This is a genomic window from Leptospira gomenensis, assembly GCF_004770155.1.
Taxonomy (GTDB): domain Bacteria; phylum Spirochaetota; class Leptospiria; order Leptospirales; family Leptospiraceae; genus Leptospira; species Leptospira gomenensis.
Genome location: NZ_RQFA01000026.1, coordinates 220,395 through 226,394 on the forward strand (window position 1 = coordinate 220,395; position 6,000 = coordinate 226,394).

Annotated in this window: 6 protein-coding genes; 4 read left to right on the forward strand and 2 right to left on the reverse strand. The window is 46.7% G+C overall.

The window, feature by feature from the left end; all coding sequences use genetic code 11:
• Positions 1-25: 25 nt before the first annotated feature.
• Positions 26-388, reverse strand: a complete 363-nt coding sequence (lfb1, locus tag EHQ17_RS05705) for an LIC10280 family protein (RefSeq protein ID WP_135591212.1) — start codon at positions 386-388, stop codon at positions 26-28.
• Between the two features lie 340 nt (positions 389-728).
• Between lfb1 and EHQ17_RS05710 the strand changes: the two genes are divergently transcribed.
• The 3 genes from EHQ17_RS05710 (at position 729) to EHQ17_RS05720 (ending at position 3,213) form a co-directional block, all read left to right on the forward strand.
• Positions 729-1,751: an SPFH domain-containing protein gene (locus EHQ17_RS05710; protein WP_135591210.1), complete on the forward strand. Its 1,023-nt coding sequence runs from the start codon at positions 729-731 to the stop codon at positions 1,749-1,751.
• Positions 1,748-2,671 carry an NAD(+)/NADH kinase gene (locus EHQ17_RS05715; protein ID WP_135591208.1) on the forward strand — a complete coding sequence of 308 codons (924 nt, stop codon included), beginning with the start codon at positions 1,748-1,750 and terminating at the stop codon, positions 2,669-2,671. The genes EHQ17_RS05710 and EHQ17_RS05715 overlap by 4 nt, the downstream gene beginning before the upstream one ends.
• Before the next feature lie 113 nt (positions 2,672-2,784).
• A complete protein-coding gene (locus EHQ17_RS05720; protein WP_135591206.1) occupies positions 2,785-3,213 on the forward strand; it encodes an SRPBCC family protein in 429 nt (142 codons plus the stop codon).
• A 163-nt stretch (positions 3,214-3,376) separates the two neighbouring features.
• On the opposite strand, the gene EHQ17_RS05725 is transcribed toward EHQ17_RS05720, so the two are convergent.
• Positions 3,377-4,846: a potassium/proton antiporter gene (locus tag EHQ17_RS05725; protein ID WP_135591204.1), complete on the reverse strand. Its 1,470-nt coding sequence runs from the start codon at positions 4,844-4,846 to the stop codon at positions 3,377-3,379.
• A gap of 596 nt (positions 4,847-5,442) precedes the next feature.
• Between EHQ17_RS05725 and EHQ17_RS20275 the strand changes: the two genes are divergently transcribed.
• Entirely contained in the window at positions 5,443-5,565 is a 123-nt protein-coding gene (locus tag EHQ17_RS20275; protein ID WP_281276513.1) for a hypothetical protein, read from the forward strand.
• The last annotated feature ends 435 nt before the right edge of the window (positions 5,566-6,000 follow it).

A 6,000-nucleotide genomic window follows, 5' to 3' on the forward strand; every position in this document is an offset into this window, starting at 1 on the left:
ATTATTTTAAAATATTTGAATATTCTTATTTTCTTAATGTCTCTGTCGCACCGCCGCCGGCCCAGGTGCCTTCCAAAAGTCGTCCGCCGTTTTTGACCTCGTAAATGACCGGATCGGGTTGTCCCCAATCGACAGTAAGAGTGCTGCCCTCTAAGGTACCGGTTCCCGTAAACGTTTGTCCGGCCACGTTCCAAGTGAATAAATATTGACCGCCGGATTGTGTGATCGTAACCGAACCTCCGTATGCGGATCCGTCCGGGTTGGTTCCGGCGACCTTATATTTACCGGAAACGGAAGCCGGGTTGATCTGGCCGATTTGTGCGCTTGCCGCGGAAACAAATCCGAAAACCAAAAGAGCGATCGAAATTTTGGAAATGATTCGAATCATCTGCGAATTCTCCTCTCAAAAAAGTGGGAGAACTCTGCCGGTTTCATTGAAAAAGTCAATAAATTATTCGTTAAAAATAAAAAACCCGATTTCCAAGATCGGACGTTCGGGCGTCTCTTTCGCAAAAGGGTTTGATTTCAAAGTCTATCTGTGAAAGATGCGAAAGACCGGGCTGGTTCCGCGCTCCGGCGAATCGCCTTCGGTCGCCCCTCCGGGGCGACCGCTTCGCGCGCTCCACATCCCTGACGCGTTGGAAACTCCCCTTCAGGAAACGGAATTTCGCGACAAAACAAACGGTCCTGGTCCGTAAAACACCCGGGAAAAAAAGGAAGTATCGTCTATGTTCGGCATGAATTATATCCAATTCGACTCGATGACCCACGTCATTTTATATAAAAACGGAAACGTATCCAAGGAAGGAAGAGGACTTTCCTTTTTTTATTTCGCACCCACCAGTTCGATCGCGGCGATTCCTTTGGGAAGCAACGATCTTCCGTTCATATTCAACGAATCTACGAACGATTATCAGACGGTTTCCATACAAGGACAGATAACGTATAAAATTTCGAATCCGAAAGCGCTTTCGGAGCTTTTGGATTTCACCGTGGACCCATCCGGAACGTATAAAAAAAACGAAATCGAAAAACTAAATCAGAGAATCATAAACTACGCGCAAACCTCCACCTCTTCGTTCATCCACGGAATCGGTCTGAAGGATTCGATTCGATCCGCAAAAACGATAGAAACGCAGATTCTCCAGGGGTTGCAAAATTCCTCCGCGGTTTCCACGCTCGGAATCGAAATCCTCAACGTGAATATTCTCGCGATCCGTCCCAATCCGGAAATGGAACGCGCGCTCGAAACCGAAACGCGTGAGAAACTTCAACAGGAAGCGGATCAGGCGATTTACGAAAGAAGAAACTTCGCAGTCGAACAGGAACGTAAAATCAAGGAAAGCGAATTGAACACGGAGATCGCCGTGGAGGAAAAGAAAAAACAAATTTCCGAAAAACAGATGGAAGCGCGTATTTTGGAGGCGGAGAACAAACGTAAACTTAGGGAGATGCAGGTGCAGGCCGATATCTCCGTGGAAGAACAAAAGAAAAAGCTCATAGAAATGAAAACGAGCAATCAGAAAAAAGAGGCCGAAACGCAGGGATTCGTAACGGAAACGACTCTGAAGCCGTTCCGGGATATGGATTGGAGAACGCTCGTCGCCTTGAACAACAATCCGGATCCCAAGTTCAACATTTCTCTCGCCTTTAGACAACTTGCGGAAAACGCCGAAAAAATCGGAAACCTCAACATAAGCCCCGAACTATTGGAGAATCTTTTGCAGGAAAAAAAAGATTCTAAAAAATGAAAGTTGAATATGCAATTATCGTAAAGAACAAAACCAGACTGGAAACGCTAGTCGAACGTTTTAATACGAGACAACAGGCGAAATTCTACATAGAAAGGTCGGGAGGAAATTTCGACGATTACGAAAGGGAACACGAGGTCTTTCACGAATGTCTGGACGTAGTTCAAAGGAATTTGGCGAAAAAAATAAAATCGAAAATCGTGGAACGGATTTACGTTCCCTCGTTTTTGTTTTCGGAAAAGAACGTTGTCGTCACGATCGGTCAGGACGGACTCGTCGCCAATACTGCCAAATACTCCAAGGGTATTCCGATCATCGCGGTCAATCCGGATAAGGAACGTTACGACGGAATCCTACTTCCTTTCGATCGGGAAAATTTTATCGGCGCCGTGGACGACGTGATGGAAGGAAAGTATCCGCATAAAACGGTCCGTTTTGCGGAGGCGAGGTTGAACGACGGCCAAAGACTACTCGCCTTCAACGACCTTTTTATCGGTCCCTCCTCGCACGTTTCGGCTCGTTATAAGATTTCGTTTAACAAAAAGTCGGAGGAACAATCCTCGAGCGGGATCATCGTTTCCACTCCCTCGGGCAGCACCGGTTGGCTCAGCTCCGTTTTCAATATGGCGTACGGAGTGGTGGGTGTTTTCGAAAAAGATCTGAAGTTAAAGAGACCTTCTCTGAAAGAGGGACAACTTTTGTTCGCGGTTCGCGAGCCGTTTCAAAGCGTTCGGACCCGGATCGACATCGCCGCAGGAGTGTTAAACGAAGAACATCCGCTTTCGATCGAATCGTTGATGCCTTCCGGTGGAGTCATCTTTAGCGACGGAGTGGAAACGGATTATCTTAAATTCAACGCCGGTACGATCGCGCAAATCGGCGTTTCCAAGGAAAGCGCAAAACTCGTATCCGCCCGCTGATCGGAATTCCGACGGAAATTACCGAAGGAAAATTTTCTTCGTTCTGTCGCGTTTTTACAATCCTCGTTTCGAGCGTCGTGTTATAAATATTGCAAATACTTCGAGTCGAGTTTATGAAACCAACCCCGATCCTAAAAAAAGATCTTTTGATACGATCCCCTCTTGCCAAAGTTTGGGAAGGCCTGATCGATCCGAAGATCATCAAACTTTATTTATACGGAACCGACACGTTTACGGATTGGAAGGTCGGAAGTCCGATCGTTTTTACGGGAACCTGGGAAGAAAAAGAATACCGGGACCACGGTACGATTCTGAAATTTGAACCGGAAAAAATCCTTCAGTACGATTATTGGAGCGGATTTTCGGGACTTCCGGATCTTCCGGAAAATTATTCGCTGATTACGATCGAGTTGAGTCCCGAAGGAAATTCCACCCGCCTTCGTTTGACGCACGAAAACCTTCCCACACAGACGGCGTACGAACATTCGGACGGAGGTTGGGATCATTCGCTTCAAATTCTAAAAGAGTTTCTGGAAAAATAAAATTTCGCGGTAGGGATGTGAAGCGTGCGCAGCAGTTGTCTCGTTAGAGACAACCGAAGGCGTAAGCCGAAGCGCGGAACAAGCCCGGTCCTGCGTTTCCGTTTTATACGTCGTTTGCGGTACGATTCGCAGGAACCGCCCCGGAAACCATCGACCGGATTTTTTATGCCGCCGGCGGTTCCATCTTGGAAAGGATCTCGCGGATTTTGTCCTCGCTTCCCTTGGGTGTGAGTATCAGAAGAACATCACCTGCTTCTAATTTAGTTTTTCCTGTTGGAACGATATGTCCGTCTCCACGATAGATGAGAGTAATCAGGGAATTTTCCGGAAAGTTTAGGGAATAGACGAACTTCCCGACCGAAGTCGAACCGTAAGGAACGATGAATTCGAGAAGATTGGAATCGCTTTGTTCCCGGTTTTCGAATTCGAACGGATACGACGCCCTTTGTTCCAAAGGCGCGTCCAAACCGAGCCAACGGACCACCTGGGGAACGCTCGTTCCCTGAAACAACAACGAAATCAGAACCGTAAAAAACACGAGGTGAAAGATCTGATCCGAACCTTGTATTCCCTGTGCGAACGGGAACGTCGCGAGAATGATCGGCGCCGCTCCGCGCAATCCGATCCAAGAAACCAGAAGTTTTTCCCGGAAGTTATATCCGGATCGGAATAAGGATACGAAAACCGCGATCGGTCTCGCGCCGAACACAAGAAAGAGAGAGAACAAAATTCCCGTTCCGAATAAGGGAGGAATCCTACTCGGATACACGAGCAGACCCAACGTCAAGAACATGATGATCTGCATTAGCCAAGCGATTCCGTCCAAAAAGCGGAGATTACTTCGTTTGTGCACGAAGGACTGATTTCCCAATACGAGACCGGCGATATACACCGCGAGAAACGGGTTTCCTCCGATGAGTTCCGTGGCGGAATACACGAACAAAACGGAAGCGGAAATAAGAACCGGATACAATCCTTCGTATTCCAACTTGATACGATTGAGGCCTTTGTAGATTAAATAACCGAATACGAGTCCCGCAGCGCTTCCTATCGAAAATTGAAGAAGAATATGGATCGCAAGTTCCGCCGCGTTCGGGGGGGCGGGCCCCAAAAGACTGAGAAGGCTGACGGTCAAAAGTACGGCCAACGGATCGTTGCTTCCCGATTCCAATTCCAAAAGGGAAGTGAGTCCTTTTTTCATCCCCGTGTTTCTCGTCCGAAGCACGTTGAAAACAGCCGCCGCATCCGTGGAAGATACGACCGCTCCCAGTAGAAATCCTACGATCGGCGAAAATCCGAGAACGTAAACGGAAAAGAGTCCCATCATCGCCCAGGTGATCAAAACTCCCAGGTTTCCGAGAATGATCCCTTTCCCTAAGACCGGTTTGATTTTTTGCCAGTCGGTTTCCAATCCTCCGGAGAATAAGATGTACGCCAAAGCGATCGAACCGACCTGTCTCGCTAAGATGGGATTGTCGAAGTCGATGCCCCCGGGTCCGTCCGTTCCGGCCGCCATTCCGATCATCAAAAAGAGAAGGAGGGACGGAACTCCGAACTTCGAAGAAATGCGGAGAAGCCCGATGCTGAGTATGATCAGGCCGGAGAGCACGAGAGTGGTGAATTCAAATTCCATTCGATACCATTACAATTTTTTTGTAGTTTTGTACGCGCAAACGTCTGTTTCGCGACACAATTCCTCGCTTACATCCTAGGATCCTAGCTTTCAGAATTCGCTGTTTAGACCTTCTTTGAGTCGTATCCGAATCTTTCCCGCGTTTTTTTAGAAAAAAACCGACGGCAAAATTCTCGAAGTCGGAAAAAGGTTTCGGTTCTTTTTCTACCGGGATCCCATTTTTCCAATTCATTTTTTTATGAAACTGTCACGCTCGCTTTCGGGAAGTATCTACGAAATCGATTCTAAATTTTAGAAAAGACGAATATGAATTCGATGTTTATAGGCGAAAACGCGGTGGATTCCGAGGTTGTACTAGAATGGGCTCCTTTTATTTTAAACAAAGGAAAGGAAGAAGAACCGTTGATTTCCGCTTCCAGCTCGGCTTATTTCGACTTTAGGGAAGAAACGAATCATGAGGATCCGCATACAGAAGTTCGCGTTTTATCGGTAAACGCACGTATCGAGCGCACATCGAAACGGAATCGATCCGATCAGTTTAGAAAAATTGAATTCTTTTTGGGGATTTTTTCCCGAAAAAAAATTCGTAAAACAATATGAATCCTTTTTCAGAAAAATCCTTTCGGGACGAGGAAGAAGCCGCGTTGTTTCGTTTGGTACAAAACGGGGATCGGTTAGCGATCGGAAAAATCGTAGAAGCTCTTCAAGCCTGGATATAAAATATCGCCTTACGGATGTTATACGAATTGCAGGAAGCTAAGGACCTACGAAGGAGATTCTGATTCGGGTGGTTAGCGGTATTCCGAAGTTCCGGAACGAATCTAAACTTAGAACTTGGATTTAACGGATCGTGTTTATTTTAGGCGAAATATTTTCCGTAAGCGATCGAATTTTGGGGCGGGGCTTTTTGGGATCTTCAGAGAGCCAACTTTAGTCAAAAACTTTCACGCGCTCGAAAGGATGTTTATGAATCGGAAGTGCGGGCTCATAAATAAAAGAAATCCCTGACGGTGCTCTAAAAAAACAAAAGGTTTTATCGAATTAGGAATCGTTTTCGGAATTCGCACGAAGTCCGAATCCCAAGTTGCGGTCTTTTCCGATTCGCGGAGCTTGTGTGCTTCATTGGAAAAACGGTTCCGAGTTTTGATCGTTGT

Coding starts and splice junctions, on each gene's coding strand:
- lfb1 (WP_135591212.1), bottom strand. CDS start 388: ATGATTCGAATCATTTCCAAAATTTCGATCGCTCTTTTGGTTTTCGGA.
- EHQ17_RS05710 (WP_135591210.1), top strand. CDS start 729: ATGTTCGGCATGAATTATATCCAATTCGACTCGATGACCCACGTCATT.
- EHQ17_RS05715 (WP_135591208.1), top strand. CDS start 1,748: ATGAAAGTTGAATATGCAATTATCGTAAAGAACAAAACCAGACTGGAA.
- EHQ17_RS05720 (WP_135591206.1), top strand. CDS start 2,785: ATGAAACCAACCCCGATCCTAAAAAAAGATCTTTTGATACGATCCCCT.
- EHQ17_RS20275 (WP_281276513.1), top strand. CDS start 5,443: ATGAATCCTTTTTCAGAAAAATCCTTTCGGGACGAGGAAGAAGCCGCG.
- EHQ17_RS05725 (WP_135591204.1), bottom strand. CDS start 4,846: ATGGAATTTGAATTCACCACTCTCGTGCTCTCCGGCCTGATCATACTC.